18 protein-coding genes, 1 tRNA gene and 2 pseudogenes are annotated in these 19979 nt (G+C 66.7%); 6 read left to right on the top strand and 15 right to left on the bottom strand.

What is annotated here, in order from left to right:
• Window positions 1-51 precede the first annotated feature (51 nt).
• Complete coding sequence (locus ACP2AH_RS12795) at window positions 52-645, top strand: sugar O-acetyltransferase (protein WP_425106132.1); 594 nt, start codon at window positions 52-54, stop codon at window positions 643-645.
• 6 nt (window positions 646-651) lie between these two features.
• Here ACP2AH_RS12795 and ACP2AH_RS12790 read toward each other — a convergent pair whose 3' ends face one another.
• Window positions 652-1227: a YqhA family protein gene (locus tag ACP2AH_RS12790; protein WP_425106131.1), complete on the bottom strand. Its 576-nt coding sequence runs from the start codon at window positions 1225-1227 to the stop codon at window positions 652-654.
• A 92-nt stretch (window positions 1228-1319) separates the two neighbouring features.
• On the opposite strand from ACP2AH_RS12790, the pseudogene ACP2AH_RS12785 reads away from it, so the two are divergent.
• The 3 genes and pseudogenes from ACP2AH_RS12785 to ACP2AH_RS12775 form a co-directional block, all read left to right on the top strand.
• Window positions 1320-1574, top strand: a pseudogene (locus ACP2AH_RS12785) (DapH/DapD/GlmU-related protein); the annotation flags it as partial.
• Between the two features lie 73 nt (window positions 1575-1647).
• Complete coding sequence (locus ACP2AH_RS12780; RefSeq protein ID WP_425106130.1) at window positions 1648-2376, top strand: hypothetical protein; 729 nt, start codon at window positions 1648-1650, stop codon at window positions 2374-2376.
• 86 nt (window positions 2377-2462) lie between these two features.
• Complete coding sequence (locus ACP2AH_RS12775) at window positions 2463-3620, top strand: N-acetylmuramoyl-L-alanine amidase (RefSeq protein WP_425106129.1); 1158 nt, start codon at window positions 2463-2465, stop codon at window positions 3618-3620.
• A 153-nt stretch (window positions 3621-3773) separates the two neighbouring features.
• Here ACP2AH_RS12775 and rpsA read toward each other — a convergent pair whose 3' ends face one another.
• The 7 genes and pseudogenes from rpsA to aroA all read right to left on the bottom strand — a co-directional run bounded on the left by rpsA (window position 3774) and on the right by aroA (window position 11359).
• Entirely contained in the window at window positions 3774-5480 is a 1707-nt protein-coding gene (gene rpsA, locus ACP2AH_RS12770) for a 30S ribosomal protein S1 (RefSeq protein ID WP_425106128.1), read from the bottom strand.
• 457 nt (window positions 5481-5937) lie between these two features.
• Complete coding sequence (locus ACP2AH_RS12765; RefSeq protein ID WP_425106127.1) at window positions 5938-7341, bottom strand: PspA/IM30 family protein; 1404 nt, start codon at window positions 7339-7341, stop codon at window positions 5938-5940.
• Between the two features lie 362 nt (window positions 7342-7703).
• Window positions 7704-8027 carry a hypothetical protein gene (locus tag ACP2AH_RS12760; RefSeq protein ID WP_425106126.1) on the bottom strand — a complete coding sequence of 108 codons (324 nt, stop codon included), beginning with the start codon at window positions 8025-8027 and terminating at the stop codon, window positions 7704-7706.
• Window positions 8028-8135: 108 nt separating this feature from the next.
• On the bottom strand, window positions 8136-8909 hold the full coding sequence (gene cobF / locus ACP2AH_RS12755; RefSeq protein WP_425106125.1) for a precorrin-6A synthase (deacetylating): 774 nt from the start codon (window positions 8907-8909) through the stop codon (window positions 8136-8138).
• A 3-nt stretch (window positions 8910-8912) separates the two neighbouring features.
• Window positions 8913-9365, bottom strand: a complete 453-nt coding sequence (locus ACP2AH_RS12750) for a carboxymuconolactone decarboxylase family protein (RefSeq protein ID WP_425106124.1) — start codon at window positions 9363-9365, stop codon at window positions 8913-8915.
• Entirely contained in the window at window positions 9362-10000 is a 639-nt protein-coding gene (gene cmk, locus ACP2AH_RS12745) for a (d)CMP kinase (RefSeq protein ID WP_425106123.1), read from the bottom strand. Before cmk ends, ACP2AH_RS12750 begins: the two co-directional genes overlap by 4 nt.
• Window positions 9997-11359, bottom strand: a pseudogene (aroA, locus tag ACP2AH_RS12740) (3-phosphoshikimate 1-carboxyvinyltransferase). The gene cmk and the pseudogene aroA overlap by 4 nt, the downstream one beginning before the upstream one ends.
• Window positions 11360-11573: 214 nt before the next feature.
• Between aroA and ACP2AH_RS12735 the strand changes: the two are divergent.
• Both ACP2AH_RS12735 and ACP2AH_RS12730 read left to right on the top strand, forming a co-directional pair.
• Window positions 11574-11972 carry a TIGR02300 family protein gene (locus tag ACP2AH_RS12735; protein ID WP_425106122.1) on the top strand — a complete coding sequence of 133 codons (399 nt, stop codon included), beginning with the start codon at window positions 11574-11576 and terminating at the stop codon, window positions 11970-11972.
• 166 nt (window positions 11973-12138) lie between these two features.
• Window positions 12139-12214 (top strand) — tRNA-Ala (locus ACP2AH_RS12730).
• A gap of 157 nt (window positions 12215-12371) precedes the next feature.
• On the opposite strand, the gene ACP2AH_RS12725 is transcribed toward ACP2AH_RS12730, so the two are convergent.
• The 7 genes from ACP2AH_RS12725 to zwf all read right to left on the bottom strand — a co-directional run bounded on the left by ACP2AH_RS12725 (window position 12372) and on the right by zwf (window position 19965).
• Complete coding sequence (locus ACP2AH_RS12725; RefSeq protein ID WP_425106121.1) at window positions 12372-13754, bottom strand: FtsX-like permease family protein; 1383 nt, start codon at window positions 13752-13754, stop codon at window positions 12372-12374.
• A 110-nt stretch (window positions 13755-13864) separates the two neighbouring features.
• Entirely contained in the window at window positions 13865-14581 is a 717-nt protein-coding gene (locus ACP2AH_RS12720; protein WP_425106120.1) for an ABC transporter ATP-binding protein, read from the bottom strand.
• A 2-nt stretch (window positions 14582-14583) separates the two neighbouring features.
• On the bottom strand, window positions 14584-15078 hold the full coding sequence (locus tag ACP2AH_RS12715; RefSeq protein ID WP_425106119.1) for a hypothetical protein: 495 nt from the start codon (window positions 15076-15078) through the stop codon (window positions 14584-14586).
• A gap of 17 nt (window positions 15079-15095) precedes the next feature.
• Window positions 15096-16838 (bottom strand): alkaline phosphatase, encoded by a 1743-nt coding sequence (locus ACP2AH_RS12710; RefSeq protein ID WP_425106118.1) that lies wholly within the window; start codon window positions 16836-16838, stop codon window positions 15096-15098.
• Between the two features lie 89 nt (window positions 16839-16927).
• Window positions 16928-17278 carry an ethanolamine utilization protein gene (locus ACP2AH_RS12705; protein ID WP_425106117.1) on the bottom strand — a complete coding sequence of 117 codons (351 nt, stop codon included), beginning with the start codon at window positions 17276-17278 and terminating at the stop codon, window positions 16928-16930.
• A gap of 276 nt (window positions 17279-17554) precedes the next feature.
• A complete protein-coding gene (locus tag ACP2AH_RS12700) occupies window positions 17555-18424 on the bottom strand; it encodes a Cof-type HAD-IIB family hydrolase (protein WP_425106116.1) in 870 nt (289 codons plus the stop codon).
• The gene (gene zwf, locus ACP2AH_RS12695) at window positions 18421-19965 is read right to left on the bottom strand and encodes a glucose-6-phosphate dehydrogenase (protein WP_425106115.1); all 1545 of its coding nucleotides are present in this window, start codon (window positions 19963-19965) and stop codon (window positions 18421-18423) included. Before zwf ends, ACP2AH_RS12700 begins: the two co-directional genes overlap by 4 nt.
• Window positions 19966-19979 lie beyond the last annotated feature (14 nt).

The raw sequence follows: 19979 nt of genomic DNA, 5'->3' as shown, positions 1-19979 counted from the left end.
CCGTGTCCTCGCCCAAGCAGGGCGCCCGTCCTTGGCCACGGAGCGCCGCCCATGTCCTCATCCGCACGCCGCGAACCCGCCCTGCCCGCCGCCGACGATCGCCGCAGCGAGATGCAGCGCTTGCTGGCGGGCGAACTCTACCGCGCCAGCGATCCCGAGATTCAGGCCGCCGAACGCACCGCTTTCGCCTGGCTGGCGCGCTTCAATGCCTCGCTCACCCTCTCGCGGGCGGAGCGACGGGCGCTCTTGGCCGAAGGGCTCGGCACGGTCGGGGAGCGCACCGGCATCCGCCCGCCCTTCCATTGCGATTACGGGTTCAACATCCATCTCGGCACAGGGGTGTTTCTCAATTTCGACTGCGTGATCCTCGACGTGGTGGAGGTCCGCATCGGCGACGGCACCGAGATCGGGCCGGGTACCCACATCTACACCGCCGAGCACCCGCGCGACCCGGAGGTGCGCCGCCTCGGCCTGGAATATGGCCGCCCGGTCAGCATCGGCCGCAATGTCTGGATCGGCGGCAAGGCGATCATCCTGCCGGGTATCACCATCGGCGACAATGCGGTGATCGGCGCCGGCGCCGTAGTCACCAAGGACGTGCCGGCGGGCGCGACGGCCGTAGGCAACCCGGCGCGGGTGAGGTGAGGCGCGCTACTCCTCGCGGGCCGTGCCGGCGAAGCGGTCGGTGAAGGCGAGCACCGCATAGGCGACGAGGAACAGCACGCTCGCCGCCATCAGCCAGCGCACCTGCGTCTCGCTCACATCCGTTTCCAGCCGCATCAGCGCCTTGAGCAGGGTGATGGCGCAGATCGCCATCAGCGAGGCGAACAGTTTGAGCTTCAGCCCGGAAAAGCTGATCCGCATCATCCAGGCCGGCGAGTCCGGCGCGTGGCGGCGGTCGATCGGTGCGACGAAATTCTCGTAGCCGGACTGGATGATGATCACCATCAGCCCGCCGACCAGCACGAGGTCGATCAGGGTCAGCAGCTCCATGATGACCGCCGTCTCGGTGAGGGCGGGCAGCTGAACCGCGAAGCTCCACAACCGCAGCGCGAAGGCAACGATGAGCAGCAGCAGGGCGAAGGCCAGCCCGAGAAACAGCGGCACCATCGCCCAGCGGCTGAGCAGCACGGTACGGACGATGAGCCGGCCGACCCAGCCCGATGTCGCCGGCGCGAATGGGGGAGACAGTACGGATGGGGCTTGGCGCTCTGGGTCTGACATCATGCTCGCGCCTCCGCGCTGGCGTCCGGGTCGACGAAGGCGCCGAGAGAGGACAGAGCCTAGCGGAGGAAAGTGACGCCATCAAACGCTGCGGCGGCGACGGAACCGAGCTCGGGCCGGGTACCCACAGCTACACCGCCGAGCACCCGCGCGACCCGAAGGTGCGCCGCCTCGGCCTGGAATAGGGCCGCCCGGTCAGCATCGGCCGCAATGTGTGGATCGGCGGCAAGGCGATCCTCCTGCCGGGCATCACCATCGGCGATAACGCCGTGATCGGCGCCGGCGCCGTGGTCATGAAGGACGTGCCGGCGGGCGCGGCGGCGGTGGGGAACCCGGCGCGGGTGCTGTGAGGGAGAACAAGATACCGCTTGCCAAAACCATCGATTGCATTTCTACTTATGCAACCGATGGGCTGAGGCGGCGATGACCGAATTTCAGTTTCTGCGCGATTGGAGCAAGGCCCATCCTCACGAAGCTGCGCTGATCCTCGCCGGGGTCGCGCTGGCGGCAGCGGCGGCGGCGGTCGGCAAGTTCGTCAATCTGCAGACGGATATTCCCACCATCCTGTTCGTGCTCGGCGGCGGCCTCGCCGTGCTGCTTCTCGTGGCCATGATCCGGGATGCGGTCATCGCCCTGTTCCTGCGCTGGTTCGTCCTGCTGCTCGCCGTGTCATGGGTCGGTCTGTTCACCTTCAGCACGCTGAAGCCGGGCTGGCGCGAAATGGACTGCCTCGTTCATTTCTGGCGGTCGTGTCTGGTCGTCGCCGACGATGCCGCGCCTGCCGCCACCGTGCCGGGCGCGGCATGGGTGAGCGCCGCGGCCGCCGTGCCGCCAGCGCCGGCGGCGGCCGCCACCATTCCGGTGTTCACCCAATTCGCGGGCTACAATCGCGACGACATCCGCGCGGTGATGGCGGAACTCGCCAAGGCCGGTTGGAACATGCAGGGGCTCAGCGGGGGCGGCGAGCGCACCACCGCCGCGGCGGGCCAGTGGGAGATCCGCTATTCCGGCGATCTGAAACCACTGGCAACAGCGCTTGCAACCAGCCTGCAGCAAGCTCTCGCCAACGCCAAACTGCCGGGAAAGCCGCTGAATGTGGTCTCGAACCCGCGCGTCGCGCCGGGGCGGCTGGAGATCTGGATTTCGCTTTAGCGGCCGAGCGCGGCCTCCTGCCCTTCCTCGCCCTCTACAGCTCTGGATAGTGCCTACGAGAGGTAACGACCTTCAAGGGGGGCCCCATGGCCGGTACGTCGCTGCTTGAACGCCTCGTTTCGATCTATTACGACGACCCGATCCGTTTTCCTGGGCTGCGGGCCGTCACGCTGGCGCAGTGGATGCTGGAGAGCGGCCGGGGCACTTCCGGCCTCGCCACCGCCCATTACAATCTCGCGGGCATGAAATGGCGTTCGGAAATGGCGCCCTACGCCACCAAGGTGCTTTATCTCGCGCATGACGGGCCGGACTATTACTGCAAATTCGCGACCCTCGAGAATTTCATCGCGGGCTACTGGGCCTTTCTCAACCGCTCGCCCTATTCCGGCTGGGAGGAGCATACCGACGATCCCGAGGACTTTATCGGATTTATCGGCAAGACCTATTCGGGATCGGACGCCTATGCGGCCAAGGTGCTCGCCCTGCTGCCGGAGGCCGAAGCGTTGCTGCGCGCCGCCGCCGCCGCGCCAGCCGACGACGCGCCAGCGCCGGCGGCTGCGGACGCCGCCCTGGACCTCGGCACGCTCGTCATCGACCCCGGCCATGGCGGCACCCAGCCTCTGCCGGGAAGTTCGCCCAACAATGCGATCAGCGTCAGCGGCGTCAAGGAGAAGAAGCTCACCCTCGATTTCGCCTTCTCGCTGAAGAGCGCGCTCGAACGCCAGGCCCACGGTGCCGGCGAGACGCTGCGCGTGGTGCTGACCCGCAGCAGCGACGTCAATGTGGCGGGACGTGACCGCGCCCAGCGCGCCTTCACCACCGGCGCCCGCGCATTCCTCTCGCTGCATTTCAACGGCAATGCCAACCCGACGCCCTCGGGGGTCGAAACCTACCTGCGCGCCCAGGAGAACGGCAACATCAACTATGCCGAGGACCTCGCCTTCGCCCAGGCGGTGCAGGCCGGCCTGCTGAGCGGGCTGCGTTCGGTCGCGCCCGGCACCAAGGACCGGGGCGTCAAGCCGGACACCCAGACCCAGCATTCCGGCGGGCTCGCCGTGCTGAGCGATATCAATCTCGGCAACACCACCAGCGGGCGCCGCTGCGTCGCCGCGCTGGCCGAGATCGAGTTCATCACCAATCCGGCCGTGGATGCACGGCTGGTCTCCGGACCGGATGCGCTGGAAAACCGGACCGCGGTGATGGAATCGCTGGCGACCGCCCTGCGCCGCTATCTGCATCCATAGCCGCAGGTCCCCGCCCCCAAAACAAAACGGCCGGCGTGTCGCCACGCCGGCCGTCTTTAGCTTTGTCGATCCGCGCTCAGGCGGGCCGGATCAGGCGGATCACTCCGCCTTCTCCTGGAGAGGCCGCTTGCGCGGCCCTCCGGGAGAGGCCGATCAATCGGCCTTCTCGGCCTGCTTCTTCAGCGCGGCGCCGAGGATGTCGCCGAGCGAGGCACCGGAATCCTGCGAGCCGAACTGGGCCACGGCTTCCTTCTCCTCGGCGATTTCCAGCGCCTTGATCGAGACCTGCACCTTGCGCGCCTTGCGGTCGAACAGGGTGACGCGGGCGTCGAACTTCTCGCCGACGGCGAAGCGGTCCGGGCGCTGGTCGCCGCGGTCGCGGGCCAGTTCCGAGCGCTTGACGAAGGTGGTCATGTCGGAGCCGATGATCTTCACATCGACGCCGCCATCCTTCACGTCGATCACCTCGCAGGTGACGATGGCGCCCTTGCGCAGTTCGCCGGCGTCCTGGAAGGGGTCACCGCCGAGCTGCTTCACGCCGAGCGAGATGCGCTCCTTCTCGACATCCACGTCGAGAACGACCGCCTTGATCATGTCGCCCTTCTTGAACTCCTCGATCACCTGCTCGCCCGGACGGTTCCAGTCGAGATCGGAGAGGTGGACCATGCCGTCCACATCGCCGTCGAGGCCGAGGAACAGGCCGAACTCGGTCTTGTTCTTGACCTCGCCCTCGACCACCGCGCCGGCCGGATACTTCTCGGCGAAGGCGTCCCACGGGTTCTGCAGGGTCTGCTTGAGGCCGAGCGAGATGCGGCGCTTGACCGGGTCGACCTCGAGGATCGCCACTTCCACTTCCTGCGAGGTGGCGACGATCTTGCCGGGGTGGACGTTCTTCTTGGTCCAGCTCATTTCGGAGACGTGGATCAGGCCTTCGATGCCCGGCTCCAGTTCCACGAACGCGCCGTAGTCGGTGATGTTGGTGACGCGACCCTTGAAGCGGGCCTCCACCGGGTACTTGGCCTCGATGCCCTCCCACGGATCGCCGAGCAGCTGCTTCATGCCGAGCGAGATGCGGTGGGTCTCGTGGTTGATCTTGATGATCTTCACCTTGACCGTCTGGCCGATGTTCAGCACCTCGGTCGGGTGGTTCACGCGGCGCCAGGCGATGTCGGTGACGTGCAGCAGGCCGTCAATGCCGCCGAGGTCGACGAACGCACCGTAATCGGTGATGTTCTTGACCACGCCGTCGATGACCTGACCTTCTTCGAGGTTCTGCACCAGCTCGTGGCGCTGCTCGGCGCGGGTCTCTTCGAGAACCGTCCGGCGCGAGACGACGATGTTGCCGCGGCGGCGATCCATCTTGAGGATCTGGAACGGCTGCGGGTTGTGCATCAGCGGGCCGACATCGCGGATCGGGCGGATGTCCACCTGGGAGCGCGGCAGGAAGGCCACGGCGCCGTCGAGGTCGACGGTGAAGCCGCCCTTGACCTGGTTGAAGATGACGCCCGTCACCTTCTCCTGCGCGTTGAACGCCTTTTCGAGGCGGACCCAGCTTTCTTCGCGGCGGGCCTTGTCGCGGGAGAGGACGGCTTCGCCCAGCGCGTTCTCGACGCGCTCGAGATAGACCTCGACCTCGTCACCGACCTTGATGTCCTGGTCGCGGCCGGGGCCGGCAAATTCCTTCAGTGCCACGCGGCCTTCGGTCTTCAGGCCGATATCGATGATCGCGAGATCCTTCTCGATCGCGACGACGATGCCCTTGACGACGGAACCTTCGGCGAGCTCGGACTGGCCGAAGCTCTCTTCGAGCATGGCGGCGAAATCGTCACGCGCGGCGGCAAGCGTTTGAGTAGCGGACATAGATGCTCCTTGCCAGGATCTGCGCCGGACGGGGTTGAATGAGCCTTCTTTCCCACGGACGCCGGGTCTGGCAGGCCCGGCGCTGTCCACCCCTTGAAGGAGCGGACCCGGCGCGCTGGCCGCGGGAGAAAAGGCTTAGAGCTTAGAGGGCGATGTACCGATCCGACTGACTCAATCGGATCGGATCGCACTCCGGGTAAACGCCTGTTCGGCGCCGGTCCGGGCGCGGCCCCTTGGCGAAGGGGTCGTCACGCACGGGCACGCCGCCGAGATAAGTTGCATGGGTCCGGGGCAAGCCGCGAGGCGGGAATCGGAGGGCAGGCCTCCAAGCGACGGAGAGCGCGCATCCCGCGCCTCCGGCCCTCCCGATGGACCGCCTCGATAAATGGTGGCCCGGACACGCGCGTGCAATAGCGCAAGGGGAGGGGAAGGGCAAGCGGTTGGGGGGGAGGGGGAGTTAAAACAGCCTTTTAGCTATGTCGCTAACCGAGTTTAGCCCGCCTCTCACATCGCCCCCTGTCTTTGGAAGCGTAAATGTATATCTTGGATCGTTCTTATATATTAGCTTATAGTGCTTCCCGATTTCCGAAATCGCAAAGCCCATTCCTGTTAGCTCTGCACGCACCTTTCCATCCATCTTCTTATAGGACTTCAATAGCGACTTAAGCTTCGCGCGCTCGGAGCCAGCTTCATTTGTCGCCGGATTGGCATTGATGACAGATTCTATCAAATGCCTCCGCCTACTATCCGAACCTAGATTGTTCTTCGCATCCGTAAGGACGTCAATTATACAACTTAATATCTCTCTCGGATAAAATTCCTGCTCTGATCCGGGATTGATCGCCAACCCTACGGCAGGGGGGCTCATGGCCTCATAGCGCCTGATTTCGCTCTTCAGTCGAGATATTTCTTTTTCAGAAGAAGCGAGATTTTGCTTTACCGAAGCAAGCTCCTGATCAAACTGCTCAATATAGTAATCGACCTCCTTAGAGTCGACGGCCTTAAGCTCCGAAACAATTTTTCTTGATAGAGCCTCCTTCGCCGAATCCCAAGTACAATTGTAAAGAGGCTGCCGATTTACCAAAGAGGTCCTTATGGCTGAAAATATATCTCCTCTAAGATCTGCAGCTTTGTGATAATCATAAGGTCGGAAAAACAATCGCCTACCAGCCGCATCTGGCCAATATATCCCGACAACGCCTCCATAAACGTTAAGCGAGTTAACCTCTAGCTGCAAGCGCTGCGAAAATGGACGATTTGGCTCTACCACAACATGAGCCATACCAGATAATTCTTTTGCTAGGGTGCTTGGGTCGACTGCGGGTCGACCATTAAACGATACGCTAACGTATACGACTGGAAGTCTCGTCTCGATCGAACCAAGCACTATCTGGGCGGCGAGCGCGATCTCATTGTTTGTTAAAAATCTTGGCATCCCTTGAACCGCGAGGTCGCCATCATTGGCGCCACCCAACGCGTCAAGAATCAATCTAACTATGACTGGCTTCTTGGCCATGGGAAGAGATACGGTGGCATTCCGCGCCTCGCGAGAGGTCCGAACGCCTATCCAGCACTCTTCTCCATTTTTATGAAGTACGATGCTTGTAGTCCATTCAATATCCCTATCTTCAGCAACGAGTTTAGACGCTAAAGTAACTTCATTGTTATTTGATACTGAAATCGAAGATAGAATTTGACTCCCGACTTGAACATTAAATTCATCGCCGAGACCAACGTGCGCTATATCCGACTCTGTAAAAGCGGTGTGAGGCGATTCAATAATCCACTTCTTAATTGTAGCCAAAAAAATCGATTCCACACCCTCTGATGGAACAGGAAACTCCGTTGCAAAAGAAAGCATAATTCTCTCGAATCTTGAATCGCAACGTGGTCGCCTTTTTGAAGGCGCAAATCACGGGCAGGTTAATTTTAGAATCACATGAGCTGCCATTTCAGCAAATAAAGCGTCATCAGTCATCCGCCATCTGTCTTCAGCAGTCTGCTCTCCATCGCTTCCGCCCCAAGGCGCCGGTATGTTGGCTCCATTCTTGAGACCGTCATCCCGGCCGAAGGCGAAGGGCCGGGATCGTCTACCAGGCTTGGGACACGATCCCGGACAGGACCTGCGGTCCTTCCGGGATGACGCTGGCGGCAGCGCGTTGAAGCCGGGGCTCCGCATGCGCAGCGCCCGGCGGGGGCTGAGCGCTTGTCCCGGCAGAAGGATCACCGCCTCCCCGCCCGGACCACCGCCGCCACGCCCATAAGGATCAGCCCGGTGCACACGCCGGCCGCGAGGACGGCGGCGGGGGTCATGCGGGCGCCGCCGGCGAGGCGGAGCGGGCCGAGGCGGATTTCGCCCGCCGCCTTCATCTCCTGAGGGTGCGTGGGCGGGGCGGCGAGCCAGGCGAGCACGGGGGAGGCGGCCTCTGCCCGGGGCGCGGGCTCCGCCCGGCCGGGCGCGGCAGGCCGGGCCGGCACGGGGCGCGCGGGCAGGCCGGGGCGGCGGGCGGCATCCTCAAGCGAATCGTCACGCGGGTCGGTGGCCATGGCGGGCTCCTCGCGGCTGCGTTGCGCGCCCATTATGCCGGGGAATGCGCGCGCGCCAAGCGCGCCAAGCTCTCGCGCCAACACCTATCGCGGGAGGCGCCCGGCGCCTCAGCCGGGGGGCAGCGCCCGGGCCAGCCACACATCCATCACCCAGCCGCGCGCCGCCTTCACCTGCGCCCTCATTTGCGCGATCTCGCCCGCGACCGCGCCGAGCCGCCCGTGCAGCAGCACCTGCGCTGACGTGCCGAGATTGGCGCCCCACCAGATGTCGCCCTCAAAGCCCCGCGCCGCCAGCGCGGCGAGGCCGGAACCATCGTCCAGCAGCACGGCGAAGGCGGGGGAAGCGGGCGTCGCTTGCGCCACATTGCGCCCGGTGGTGAGCGCCACTTCCTCGCCAATGGCGTTGAGCGGGATGGCATGCGCCGCGCACAGCGCCTGCAGCGCCGTGAGGCCGGGAAACACCTCGACGGTGAATTCCGCCTGCGCCCGCGCCGCGCTGAGCACCCGCAGGGTCGAATCATAGAGCATCGGGTCGCCCCAGACGAGGATCGCCCCCGTGCCCTCCTCCGGCAGTTCCCCGGCGATGAGGCCGGCGAGCAGGCGGGCGCGGGCGTCGTGCCAGTCCGCCACCGCGCCTTCATAGGTTTCGCGCGCGCCCGCGAAAGCGGCCGGGCGGCGGGGCGGGCTCGGCGCCCGCACCACGCGGTGGCCGGGCCTGCCGAAGCGGGCGATCAGCGCTTCACGCGCCGCCACCAGTTCCCCCGCACCCTCCCCCTTGTCGAGCAGGAAGAACACCTCGGCGCGGGCAAGGGCCGAGATGGCGTGGCCGGTGAGCCCTTCCGCCTCGCCCATGCCGATGCCGATGACCAGCACGCGCCGCATGGCCTACCCCGCCACGGGGGCGAGGCCGCGCGCGGCGAACACTTCCTTGGCGATGAGCAGCGCGTCGAGCGCGGCGGGGAAGCCGGCATAGAGCGCCATCTGCATGATGACCTCCACCACCTCGTCCCGCGTCGCCCCCACATTCAGCGCCGAGCCGATATGCACGCGCAGCTCCCGCTCGGCATGGCCGAGGCAGACCAGCCCGGCGACGGTGGCGAGCATGCGGGCGCGCAGATCCAGCCCCGGGCGGGAATAGACATCGCCATAGCCGAACTCGAAAATGTAGCGGGCGAAATCCGGGGCGACATCGCCGAGCGCGGCCATCACCTCCTCGCCGGAGCGTCCGGTGATGGCGGAGAGCCGCGCCTTGCCGCGGGCGAGCTTGTCCTCCGCCGGGGCCTTCCCGGTCAGGTCGGCCGCATCGTCCACCTCATCGGACTCACTAGTCCCGCTCATCGCGCCCCTCCCAAAGCCTGCCGGCGGGCGACGATGGCGAGCGCCGCTTGCCAGCTTTCCTCCACGCCGAGATGGGTGTTGTCGAGGATCTCGGCATCGTCGGCGCGGATCAGCGGGGCGCTGGCGCGCCCGCTATCCCGTTCATCACGCTTGCGAATATCCGCCAGCACCTGCTCGAAGGTGACGGCTTCGCCGCGCTGGACAAGCTCGGCATGGCGGCGCGCGGCGCGGGCTTCCGGCGTCGCGGTGACGAAGATTTTCACCTCCGCCTGCGGCGCGATGACGGTGCCGATATCGCGCCCGTCCAGCACCGCCCCGCCGGGCTGGCGAGCGAAATCCTGCTGCAAGGTCAATAGCTTGGCGCGCACGCCCGGCAGGGCGGCGACGCGCGAGGCGGCCTCGCCCACGGCGCCGGATTTCAGCGATTCGGGGTCGAGGGCGGCGAGGTCGAGCGCGCCGGCGAGGCGTTCGAGGGCGGCGGCGTCATCGAAATTGACGTGTTCTGCCAAGGCCTTGGCACCCACCGCGCGGTAGAGCAGCCCGGTGTCGAGATGCGGCAGGCGGAAATGCGCGGCCAGCCGCCGGGCGATGGTGCCCTTGCCCGAAGCGGCCGGTCCGTCCAGCGCGATGATCACGCCCCGGCCTCGCTCTCGATCACCGCCCCCAGCGCCCGCATCTGCGGCAAGAAGGTGGGGAAGGAGGTGGCGATGAAGGAAATATCGTCCACTTTCAACGGCTTGTCGGTGGCGAGGCCCATGACGAGGAAGCTCATGGCAATGCGGTGATCCATGTGCGTGGCCACCGTTCCGCCCCCCGCCGCCGCCCCGGCGCCGGTGACGATGAGGTCGTCGCCCTCGATGCGATAGGAAACGCCCGCCTGCGCAAGCCCATCCGCCACCGCCGCGAGGCGGTCCGATTCCTTCACCCGCAATTCGGAAAGCCCGTTCATCCGCGTCTCACCAGAGGCGAAGGCGGCCGCCACGGCCAGCACCGGATACTCGTCGATCATCGAGGGCGCCCGTTCTGCCGGCACATTGACGCCCGTCAGCGCCGAGGCGCGCACGCGGATGTCGGCGACGCTCTCGCCGCCCTCGACGCGTTCGTTCTCGAAGGCGATGTCGGCGCCCATCTCCTTGAGGGTGATGAACAATCCGGTGCGCAGCGGGTTGGTCATCACGCCTTCGATCACCACCTCCGAGCCCGGCACGATCAGCGCCGCCACCAGCGGGAAGGCGGCGGAGGAAGGGTCTGCGGGCACATGGATCGGCGCCGGCTTCAGCTCCGGCCGGCCCTTCAGCGTCACCTTGCGGCCATGGTCGCCATAGGGCTCCACCGTCACCTCGGCGCCGAAATGGGTGAGCATGCGCTCGGTATGGTCGCGGCTCGCCTCCTTCTCGATCACCGTCGTCTCGCCCGGCGCGCCGAGCCCGGCGAGCAGCACGGCGGACTTGATCTGCGCCGAGGCGACCGGGCTCTCATAGGTGATCGGCACCAGCTCCTGCGGCCCCTTGAGGGTGAGCGGCAGGGCGCCCGCCCTCGGCGGCATCGACGACGACGACGCCCATCTTCTCCAGCGGGTCGAGAATGCGGCGCATCGGCCGGCGGCGCAGGCTGGCATCGCCGTCGAAGGTCGCGGTGATCGGGTTGCCGGCGACCACGCCCATCATCAGCCGCGAGCCGGTGCCGGCATTACCGAAATCCAGAACGCCCTCGGGCGCGCGCAGCCCGCCGACGCCGACGCCGTGCACCCGCCATTCGCCCTCGCCCACCCGCTCCACATCCGCGCCGAGCGCGGCACAGGCCTTGGCGGTGTTCAGCACGTCCTCGCCCTCCAGAAGGCCGGAAATGCGGGTCTCGCCGACGGTGAGCGCGCCGAAGATGAGCGAGCGGTGCGAGACCGACTTGTCGCCGGGCACGCGCACCCGGCCCTTCAGCGCCGGGGAGCGGCGGGCAAGGGCGGGAACGGGGAGGGTGGCGTGACCGGTGCTGCTCATCACTCAAGCCTTGTCTTGCGATCGATCGGGGAACCGCCCGGCCGGGGGCGGTAACGCGGAACGCCGGGAGAAGCCTCCTGCGGCGCCACAATGCGGGGCCCCTCCTAGCACGGGGGCCGGCCAGCCGCCACGGCCCGTGCAGATGCGGCTTGACTCCGCCCCCTCAGCGGTTCAATGGGAGCACCCTTTCCATCACCACCCGAGGTCCGAAACCGTGGTGAAACCTGAATTAGGCACCAAGCGCGTCTGCCCCGTCACCGGGCGGAAGTTCTACGACCTGAACAAGGATCCGGTGATCTCGCCCTATACCGGCCAGATCGTGCCGATCACCCTTCCGGTCACCCGCGGCCGCGTGGAAGCCCCGCGCGTCGCCGCTGTTGCGGCCGATCCCGACCTGGAAGAGGTCGCCGATGTCGAGCTGGTCTCGCTGGAGGATGCCGACGAGGAAGCCGCCGGCACCTCGAAGGCGGCGGCCGTCGACGACGATCTTGAAATCGACGACGACGAGGTCGCGACCGATGACGACGACACCTTCCTCGAAGAAGACGAGGATGGCGATGATGACGTGACCGATCTCATCGGCGACGGCATCGAGGACGACGAAGAGAGCTGAAAGAGGAAAGCCCTGGGGACGGATCACTCGATTTAAAATCGAGGCTTGCAGTCCGATCCGTCCTGTGGTTTACGAGCGTCCCGTCCCGGAGCGATCCGGGCCGGAAAGACCGGATGAGAACCCAAGGTGCAGCGCTCCGGCGCTCCACGCATCCGGCGCCCTCGGTGGGGCCATAGCTCAGTTGGGAGAGCGCTTGAATGGCATTCAAGAGGTCGGCGGTTCGATTCCGCCTGGCTCCACCAAATCTCTCCTCCCCCAAGACATTCCCGATAAAGACGTCGATCTGAACAGTCGGCGTCTGGCGTTGTTCCAGCGCGGCGCGGCCGATGGCCGGAACGCAAGCCTCCAGGCAATGCGCGGCGAATCACCGGCGTCTGACCATGCCGCCCGCGCAGCGCGTCAGGCGCGAAGGGCAGCCGCAGGGGACTGGCGATAGGCCAGCATGGCCGGCAGCAGCGCCGCCAGCCCGCCAATGGCGAACAGCAGCAGAAAGGCCACGCCATCCTCGGCGGCGAAGCCCACCGGCAGCACCACGCCGGTCTGCGTCGAGATCTGCCGCGCCAGCATCCGGGCGACGCCATAGCCGAGCGCGAATCCGCCCGCCAGCCCGGCGCCGATCACCAGCACCGCCTCCAACCAGACGACGGCACATACCACCGCGCGCGGCGCGCCGAAGGCCCTGAGCGCACCGATCTGACGACGGCGACCCATGACATGGATGAGCACCACCAGCAGCACCGCCGCAGCCACCAGAAGCTGAGCGTTGAGCGTCACGAAGGCGAGAATCTGCCGCGCATCGCCGAGCGTGCCGTAAAGGCGGGTGAGCACCTCGCCGGGAAACACAGCCAGCGTGTGGTCGGTGCGGTAGGCCTGCCGCAGCCGGTAGGCATCGGCGATGGTGCGTGGCTTCACCACGATGGCGGGCACGCCCGGGGCATCGGGGTCCGTCAGCGCCGCCGGGTTGATCGGGGCATCGAAGCCGGCGGCCTCGTTCTGCTCCCGCTGCCTGTGGGCCTCGGCGATGGTCCGCGCCGGCGCGCCAGCGGCCGGGCCGGGTTCCGAAGCGTCCGGCGCGCTTCGCGGCTCCGCCTCCGCCGGCGCGTGGTCCTCGGCCGCGTGGTTCGCGTCTTCGTGCTCTTCGGGCCCGTGAGCTTCGCTGCCATGGCCCTCAGCCCCGTGGGTGCCGGGTGCATGGGTGCGCCACACCGCCTCGATCGGCACCAGGATGGCCCGGTCCCACGCGGTGCCGGTCGGTGCCAGCCGCCCGACGATTCGGTAGGTGATGGCGCTGTGCACCCCGCCACGGGCTTCCGCCATCCCATGCATGGGATGGAAGCTCTCCCCGAGCGCGCGGGGCACGGCGGCACCGATGATAGCGTCGCCCAGCCGGCGGAAACTGTGGCCCTCGGTCACGCCGCCGAGACCGTCGACCAGCGGCTGGGTGGTGCCGACGAGGGGCCGGTCATCGGAAAAATCGCCGAAGCCGACCGGCGCTGCGTAGGCAACGCGCGGGTCGGCGGCCAACGCGGCCAGCACACTGCCGGGCAACAGGGTCAGCGGCGCCGGCTGCAGGAACACCGCCGAGAGCACCAGTTGCGTCTCGCTGCCGGGGGCGCCGATGACGAGGTCGAAGGCCGCCGCCGCCCGGGCGCTGCCAAGGCGCAGGGCCCGCTCTTCCAGCGTGACCGCCACGCCGAGCGCGGTCGCCAGCGCGATCAGGAGCGCAATGGCGAGCGCGCCCCAGCGATGCCGAACGAGATCCGCCGCAATGAGCCGGAACATCTGCGCCTCCTGAAGCATCTTCGAGCGAAGCGGGGTGCGGTTCGCGGGAGAAATGCGCAACAAACAAAGCCCGGAGCCCGTCCGTTGACCCGGCGTGCCCCGGAAACGAGCTAGGCGGCAGGGTCGACGGCCGCGTGCGCCGGCGCGGCTGGACGCGTGTCCGCCGGCACCAGCCGCCCCGCTTCGAGGCGCAGCACCTGGGCCATGCCGGCGATGAGCCGGGCATCATGCGTCGCCACGATGAGGGTCGCCCCCACCTCGCGTGCCAGAGCGACAAGCAGTTCCGCCACCGCCGCCCCGGCATCGGCGTCGAGACTGGCGGTTGGCTCGTCAGCGACGAGGATGTGCGGACGCGCCACCAGCGCCCGGGCCACGGCCACGCGCTGCATCTGGCCGCGGGAAAGCGTCTCCACCTTCTGCCCGGTGCGCGCGATGCCCACCCGCGCCAGCAGGCGGTTGGCCTCGTCCCGCAGGATCGGCGCCAGCCGGAACGCCGCCAGGCGCTGCGGCAGCAGCACATTCTCCAGCGCCGAGAGGCCGGGGAACAGGTGAAAGTCCTGCATCACCAGCCCGACATGCGCGGCACGCCAACGGTCGCGGGCACCCTCGCCCAGCCGGCCTATGTCGGTATCGCCCCAGACGATCCGCCCGGCGGGGGCGCGGTCGAGCCCGGTGAGCAGGTTGATGAAGGTGGTCTTGCCGGAACCGGAGGGCCCGGTGAGCGCCACATGGGCGCCGGCGGGCAGGTCGAGCGCGGGGATATCCAGCGCCGGCCGCTCCAGCCCCGGAAAACGCACGGCGAGGTCGCGGACGTGAAGTTCCGGCATGGTCACACGGCCCGGAAGGCGGCGCCGACCAGGCGCAGCAGGCTGACGAAGCCGGTTTGCGGGTCGGTCCAGGAGCCGACCTCCAGCCGTCCGGTCACGTCGATCGGTGCGTTCGCCTGCACAAAGGTCTGGGCGCGGTCGAGATAGACCACGACGATATTGTCCGGCCAGTCGCTGTCCGAGGAACAGAAGGGGCAGATGGACATCGGAATCTCGGTCAGCACGAAGAAATTGGCCTCGGCCTTCAGCGGCGGCGCCATGAAGCCGCGCATGGTTACCTCGCGGCCGTTCAGGCTCTTCACCTTGTCGGAGAAGGTCAGGCCCAAGACGGTGACCTTGGCGTAGAGCTCGTCGAAGTCGAGCCGCGTGGCAGCGGCAGCGGGCAGGCCGCACAGAGAGGCGCCACCGGCCCCAAGCAGCAGCCGCGCGCTTCCGATGAGGAAGGCGCGGCGACGGCAGAAGCCGGCCCCCGTGGGGGCCGGCGGAGACGACAGCATCGCTGGGTCGCCCGCGATCACTTCGGCGCCGGGGCGAGGGCGAACGCCTCGACCAGCACGCGGTACACGTCGCTTTCTTCCATATAACCCTTGAAGGCTTCGGCGCCGGGGCCGGAAGCCTGCAGGATGCCGTCATCCACCGCATGCACGGCGGTGTCGGTCGAGCGCGGAATATTGCCGATGCGCAGCACCGCGCCGGGCAGGTCCTTATAGGCGGCGTTGGCGACGTATTCGCCCTTCTCGTTCTTGATCGCCGGGTCGAACGGACCGTTCATCTTCGGCCGCCAGGTCTCGTAATAGTCCGGGAAGTTGTTGGCGAACACGGCGAGGCGGCGCGACACGTCCACCTTGTCGGGATAGCCGTCGCCGTCAGTGTCGGTGTAGTTGGGGAAGCCGGCCGCCGCGTAGACGCCCACCTTCTCGCGCATGTCCTCGCCCGGCTTGTCGTCGTCAATGGTGCCGATGATGGAGACGCCGTGGGTGTGATCCGGGGTCGCGATGACGAGCGTGTCGGGATGCTCCTTGGCGAAGTCCATCGCCACGCGCAGGGCCTGATCGAACTCGATGGTGTCGTAGAGGGCGCGGTCCCAGTCCATGGGATGCGACATCTTGTCGATGGTGGCGCCTTCCACCATCAGGAAGAAGCCTTCCGGGTTCTTGGCCAGCTGGGCCAGCGCCACCTTGGTCATGTCGACGAGGCCGGGCTGGTCGGGGAACTTGTCGACCGTGCCCTTCTTCAGGAATTTGCGGTCGAGCACCGAGTCCATGTTGCCGGTGTGGAACAGGCCGAGAATCTTGCCGGCATTCGCCTGCCCCACCGCCTGCAGCGTGCCGGCGTCGGTGGCGAGGCTGTAGCCGGCCTCGGTAAACGCCTTGATGAAGTCCTGCTCGTCCTTGCGCTTCGAGCCGGGGGTGGTTTTCGGCAGGAAATAGGCCGAGCCGCCGCCGAGCACGACTTCCGGCTTCAGCGCGAACATCATCTCGACGATCTCCGCCTTGCGGTCGCGCAGGCGGGTATGGGCGACCACGGCGGCCGGGGTCGCGTCTTCCACCTCGGCGGTGGTGACGATGCCGACGGACTTGCGGCCGGTGCGGGCGAGCGCTTCGGTGATGTTTTCCACCCGCGGGTCGTCCAGCGGGTCCTTGGTACGGTCGGCATAGACGCCGAGCGCGTTCACCGCCGTCTTGTGGCCGGTCATGTGCGCCGACATGGTGTTGGCGCTGTCGGTGGCGATGGCGTTGGTGGACGAGGTGCCGATAAAGGCCATGTAGTCGAGATCGTCCATGGCGAGCCGGCCATTGGCCTTGCCCTCGGTCATGCCCTTGGAGAGCAGCCGGGCGCCGGTGCGGTGCGCCACCGACATGCCGTCGCCGAGGAAGAAGATGATGTTCTTGGCCTTCGGCACGTCCGGGGTGCCGTACACGTCCCAATGCGCCGTCTTGGTGTCATTGCCGGCCTTCACCTCAACCGCGTAGGTGCCGGGCTTGACCACCTTGGCCGCGCGCAGCAGCACGGCCGAGGCGTCGACGCCCTCTTCCCTGGCGATGAACTCGAAATCCTTCCCGAGGATCTTCGCCGCAGGCTCGCCATTGATGGTGATCGACACATCTTCCGGCTTCACGACACCGGCGAACTCGACCTTGAAGTCGAAAGCCGAGCCGGCCAGGATCGTGGCGCGATCGATCGGATAGACATTCGCCGCATCGGCGGTGCCAATGAAGCAGGCCGTGGCGGCCAGCAGCGCTGCAAAAAGGCGCATGATTTTCCCTCGCTACACCGAAGTACCGGGCCTTGTTAGCGCCGCCGCGTGTCACGGCGATAACAGGGCGGGTCCCCAGCGGCGGGGGCCTATTCGCGGGCGGTGCGCCAATGGGGATATGTGACATAGGCGGTGAGGGCGCCCTCCTCCCGCGCCAGGATGGTCACCGTCTCGCCCTTCGGCATATAGACGATCTCGCCCGGACCGGCCTCGACAGAGCCGCCCTCCGACGCGACCGAGAGCCGGCCGGCGAGGACGACCATCACATCGTCCACCGCCATGGTTTCCGTCAGCGTCTGGTTGGGGGCGTAGCGGCCATAGCCGATGGTGATCGGCCCGCCGTGGCGCTCATCGACGGCATTGCCGACGAAGATGTCCGCCTCCGTGCCGGGCGTGCGTTCCAGCGCAATGTCGGCGATGGCGAATTTCTGCAGCTTCATCATCCTCTCCCTGCGGCCCGGGCCGGCGGCTCATCGGGCGGCAGGGAAATGACGGACATGCGGGAGGACTGTTCCCGCAGTTGAAGATCTTGTGAGCGCGGACGCGCCGGTCTGGAGCGTTTTCGAGCGAAGTGGATAACGGTTCGCGTGAAGAAAACGCGACAAAACAAAGAATTAGATCATTTCACTGTTTCCGTGAAACGGTGAAATGATCTGGGACAGCTGGCGAACCGCGACCGGGCGCGTGCGCCCGGCCTGGACGATCTTCGCGCCGGATCAGGCGCCGGGGGCGCGGGGCAGCACGAAGCGCTCGATGGCGTGGGCGACGCCGTCCTCCTCATTGGTGCGGGTGACGAAATGCGCCTGTTCCTTCACCTCCGCCGCGCCATTCCCCATGGCGATGGCGAGGCCGCCGACAGCGAACATCGGCAAATCATTGGCCATGTCGCCAATGACGGCCACCTCGTCCATCGACACGCCGTAATGCCGAGCGAAGGCCTGCGCCGCATAGCCCTTGTCGGTGCCGGGCGGCGTCATGTCGAGATATTTCGCCTGCGAGCGCCGCGCCGTCGCGCCACTTCCCACCAGCGCCTGCAGTTCCGACTCGCTCGCCGCCAACATGTCGAAATCGGTGGAGGAGAACACGATCTTGCCGGCGCGGGTGAGATGGTCGCCGAAATCCTCCACCACCGTCGGCTGGAAGGCGACGGTGCGGATCTCGCCGGCGACGTAGGTTCCATTGGGATCGGTGACGAACCATTCGTCATCGGCGAACACCCAGACCGCCGCGCCGCGCGGCTGCATCAGGGCGATGCCGGCCCGCGCCGCCTCGGCCGAGACGAAATGTTCCTCGACGACCGAGAAATCCCGGCGCTGGATGCAGCCGCCATTGAAGCCGCCGAACAGGTCGACATTCAGCGCCTCGACCATCAGCCGCATGCCACGCGGCGGGCGGGCAGAGACGGCGGCGAAGGCGATGCCGGCTTCATGCAGGCGGCGCACCGCCTCAATGGTGGCCGGCGTCACCTCCTTGGCCTTGTTCACCAGCGTGCCGTCGACATCCGACACCATGAGGCGGATGCGCGACGCGGGCGGGCGGGTGGCGCCTCCCCGCTCTTCGAGGGTCAGTTCGGTCGAAGCGCTCATCGCGGGCGATCCCTCTCCAGCGGCAGCCACTGGAAGCCGTCCTGCGCCAGCATCACATCCGACATGGCCGGGCCGCTGGAGCCGGCGGAATAGAACTGCACCTCGTTCTCGCCGCCGCTGACCGCCTCCAGGATCGGCTCCACCGCTTCCCAGCCGGCCTCGATCGTGTCGGCGCGCTGGAACAAAGTGGGGTCGCCGCACAGGCAGTCATAGATCAGCGTCTCATAGCCGGTGCTCGGCGCCGCCTTGAAGTAGTCGGCATATTTGAAGCTCATCTCGACATCCGAGAGCCGGACCTTGCGGCCGGGCACCTTGGCGGCGAAGCGCAGCGAAACGCCCTCATCCGGCTGCACATGGATCACCATCAGGTTCGGCTTCAGCGCCGTGGGCAGGTGGCGGAACAGCACGCCCGGCGCCCGCTTGAACTGGATGGCGATCTCGGTGCGCCGTACCGCCAGCGCCTTGCCGGTGCGCACATAGAAGGGCACGCCGTTCCAGCGCCAGGAATCGACGAAGCACTTCAGGGCCACATAGGTCTCGGTGCGGCTGTCGGGATGCACGTCCTTCTCGTCGCGATAGTCCTTCACCGCCTGGCCATTGACGAAGCCGGCGCGGTACTGGCCCCGCACCGCCGCACCGATCGCCTCGCTCGGGCGCATATGTCGGATGGCTTCAATGACCTTGGTCTTTTCCGAGCGCACCGCGTCGGCATCGAAGGAGTTCGGCGGCTCCATCGCGGTCATGGCCAGCAGCTGGAACATGTGGTTCGGCACCATGTCGCGCAGCGCGCCGGTGGCATCGTAGAAGCCGCCGCGCTGTTCCACCGTCACCGTCTCGGCAGCGGTGATCTGGACATGGTCGATATATTCCTTGCTCCAGATCGGCTCGAAAATGCCGTTGCCGAAGCGCAGCGCCATCATGTTCTGGACCGTTTCCTTGCCGAGGAAATGGTCGATCCGGTAGATTTGGCGCTCGTCGGCCACCGCCAGCAGGCGCCGGTTGAGCGCCTTGGCCGACGGCATGTCGGAGCCGAAGGGCTTTTCCACCACGACATGGCGAAAGGCGCCCTCCGCCTCCTTCAGCAGGCCGGCGGCGCCGAGCTGCTCGGAGATGGTGGCGAAGAAGCGGGGCGCCACGGCGAGATAGAACACCGCATTGCCGGTCTGCGCCTTGCGCTGGTCCAGCCGCTCGCGGATGCGCCCATAGGTGGCGGGGTCCTCGAAATCGCCGGAGACGTAGAAGATTCGGCTGATCAGCCAGCGCCAGGTCTCGCCCTCGGGGTCGACCGTGCCCGGCAGTTCCCGCACCGCGTCGGTGAGGAAGGCGCGGTAGTCCTCCTCGCTCTGCGCCACATGGTCGACGCCGACAATGGCGAAGTCGTCGACCAGCACGCCCTCATGGGCGAGGTTGTAGAGCGAGGGCAGCAGCAGGCGCTTGGTGAGATCGCCCGAGGCGCCAAAGATGAAGAAGGTCGAGGCCGGTGCCGGCGCCGCATCGGGCGCCAGCACCTTCTGGCCGAGAACGACGGACTCGCTTCCCATGGATCGCTATCCGC

The organism is Ancylobacter sp. (genome assembly GCF_965249975.1).
Classification (GTDB): domain Bacteria; phylum Pseudomonadota; class Alphaproteobacteria; order Rhizobiales; family Xanthobacteraceae; genus Ancylobacter.
Note: the sequence above shows the minus strand (reverse complement) of the source record. Positions and strands in the feature narration are given on the sequence as shown.

Coding starts and splice junctions, on each gene's coding strand:
- ACP2AH_RS12720 (WP_425106120.1), bottom strand. CDS start 14,581: ATGCCGGAACTTCACGTCCGCGACCTCGCCGTGCGTTTTCCGGGGCTG.
- ACP2AH_RS12700 (WP_425106116.1), bottom strand. CDS start 18,424: ATGAGCGCTTCGACCGAACTGACCCTCGAAGAGCGGGGAGGCGCCACC.
- ACP2AH_RS12775 (WP_425106129.1), top strand. CDS start 2,463: ATGGCCGGTACGTCGCTGCTTGAACGCCTCGTTTCGATCTATTACGAC.
- rpsA (WP_425106128.1), bottom strand. CDS start 5,480: ATGTCCGCTACTCAAACGCTTGCCGCCGCGCGTGACGATTTCGCCGCC.
- ACP2AH_RS12725 (WP_425106121.1), bottom strand. CDS start 13,754: ATGTTCCGGCTCATTGCGGCGGATCTCGTTCGGCATCGCTGGGGCGCG.
- ACP2AH_RS12765 (WP_425106127.1), bottom strand. CDS start 7,341: ATGCTTTCTTTTGCAACGGAGTTTCCTGTTCCATCAGAGGGTGTGGAA.
- ACP2AH_RS12780 (WP_425106130.1), top strand. CDS start 1,648: ATGACCGAATTTCAGTTTCTGCGCGATTGGAGCAAGGCCCATCCTCAC.
- ACP2AH_RS12715 (WP_425106119.1), bottom strand. CDS start 15,078: ATGCTGTCGTCTCCGCCGGCCCCCACGGGGGCCGGCTTCTGCCGTCGC.
- ACP2AH_RS12750 (WP_425106124.1), bottom strand. CDS start 9,365: ATGAGCGGGACTAGTGAGTCCGATGAGGTGGACGATGCGGCCGACCTG.
- ACP2AH_RS12710 (WP_425106118.1), bottom strand. CDS start 16,838: ATGCGCCTTTTTGCAGCGCTGCTGGCCGCCACGGCCTGCTTCATTGGC.
- cobF (WP_425106125.1), bottom strand. CDS start 8,909: ATGCGGCGCGTGCTGGTCATCGGCATCGGCATGGGCGAGGCGGAAGGG.
- ACP2AH_RS12795 (WP_425106132.1), top strand. CDS start 52: ATGTCCTCATCCGCACGCCGCGAACCCGCCCTGCCCGCCGCCGACGAT.
- ACP2AH_RS12790 (WP_425106131.1), bottom strand. CDS start 1,227: ATGATGTCAGACCCAGAGCGCCAAGCCCCATCCGTACTGTCTCCCCCA.
- ACP2AH_RS12705 (WP_425106117.1), bottom strand. CDS start 17,278: ATGAAGCTGCAGAAATTCGCCATCGCCGACATTGCGCTGGAACGCACG.
- ACP2AH_RS12760 (WP_425106126.1), bottom strand. CDS start 8,027: ATGGCCACCGACCCGCGTGACGATTCGCTTGAGGATGCCGCCCGCCGC.
- zwf (WP_425106115.1), bottom strand. CDS start 19,965: ATGGGAAGCGAGTCCGTCGTTCTCGGCCAGAAGGTGCTGGCGCCCGAT.